General features: G+C 65.2%; 1 protein-coding gene and 1 other annotated feature. The gene reads left to right on the top strand.

Annotated elements, in window-relative coordinates:
• The first annotated feature begins 50 nt into the window (after positions 1–50).
• Positions 51–1,276, top strand: a protein-coding gene (locus tag CDO81_RS27415; protein WP_420893103.1) for an IS3 family transposase whose coding sequence is annotated in 2 segments (ribosomal slippage) — positions 51–339 and positions 339–1,276 — 1,227 coding nt in all. Because the reading frame shifts where the segments join, the coding sequence is not laid out codon by codon here.
• Positions 329–445 (top strand) — a sequence feature (AL1L pseudoknot). It overlaps the preceding gene by 117 nt.
• Positions 1,277–1,315 lie beyond the last annotated feature (39 nt).

Below are 1,315 nucleotides of genomic sequence, written 5' to 3'. Positions count from 1 at the left end.
TGAATCGCCCCGGGTTTCGAGGAGGCTCAACACTCTGAGAGGATTGAGCCATGAGCAAGTCGAACAAGTTCTCGCCCGAGGTGCGTGAGCGCGCAGTGAGGATGGTGCAGGAGCACCGAGGGGAGTACCCGTCGCTGTGGGCGGCCATTGAGTCCATCGCGCCCAAGATTGGCTGCGTGCCGCAGACGCTGAACGAATGGGTCAAGCGCGCGGAGGTCGATGCCGGCGTACGCGAGGGCGTGACGACCAGCGAAGCCCAGCGCGTCAAGGAACTCGAGCGCGAGGTGCGCGAACTGCGCAAGGCCAATGAGATCCTGAAGCTGGCCAGCGCGTTTTTCGCCCAGGCGGAGCTCGACCGCCGCATCAAGTCCTGAAGGCCTTCGTCGACCAGCATCGCCAACAGTTCGGGGTCGAGTCGATCTGTCGCGTCATGCAGATCGCCCCGTCGGCGTATTGGCGCCATGCTGCTCGCCAGCGCAACCCGGTGCTGTGCTCGCGTCGCGCGCAGCGCGATGCGGGTCTGGTGCCTCAGATTCAACGCGTCTGGCAAGCAAACATGCAGGTCTACGGGGCCGACAAGGTCTGGCGTCAGCTCAACCGCGAGGGCGTAGCAGCGGCGCGCTGCACCGTGGAGCGGTTGATGCGTCAGCAAGGCCTGCAGGGCGTGCGACGAGGCAAGACGGTGCGCACCACCGCCCCTGACCCGAAGGCACCATGCCCGCTGGACCGGGTCAACCGGCAGTTCCGTGCCGAGAGGCCCAACCAGCTCTGGGTCTCGGACTTCACCTACGTCTCGACCTGGCAAGGCTGGGTCTACGTGGCGTTCGTGGTGGACGTGTTCAGCCGGCGCATCGTGGGCTGGCGCCAGAGCAGTTCGATGCACACCGAGTTCGTGCTCGACGCGCTGGAGCAGGCGCTGTACGCCCGCAAACCGTCCGAAGATGATGGCCTCGTGCACCACTCAGATCGCGGGTCGCAGTACCTGTCCATCCGCTACAGCGAGCGTCTTGCCGAGGCAGGCATCGAGCCATCTGTCGGCTCCAAGGGCGACAGCTACGACAACGCGCTTGCCGAGACCATCAACGGGCTCTACAAGGCCGAGGTGATCCACCGCCGCGGGCCGTGGAAGACCAAGCAGGCGGTAGAGCTTGCCACGCTGGAATGGGTCGCTTGGTTCAACCATCACCGACTGATGGAGCCGCTGGGCTACATCCCGCCGGCCGAGTTCGAGGCCAACTACCATCGACAACGCGCTGGTCAGGCCGCGACCGTCTGACTTAAACCAACGGGCCTCCGCGATACCCGGGGCGATTCA

The sequence above is a fragment of the Roseateles puraquae genome, from assembly GCF_002205845.1.
Classification (GTDB): Bacteria; Pseudomonadota; Gammaproteobacteria; order Burkholderiales; family Burkholderiaceae_C; genus Pelomonas; species Pelomonas puraquae.
This window is presented reverse-complemented; position numbering and strand designations above follow the sequence as displayed.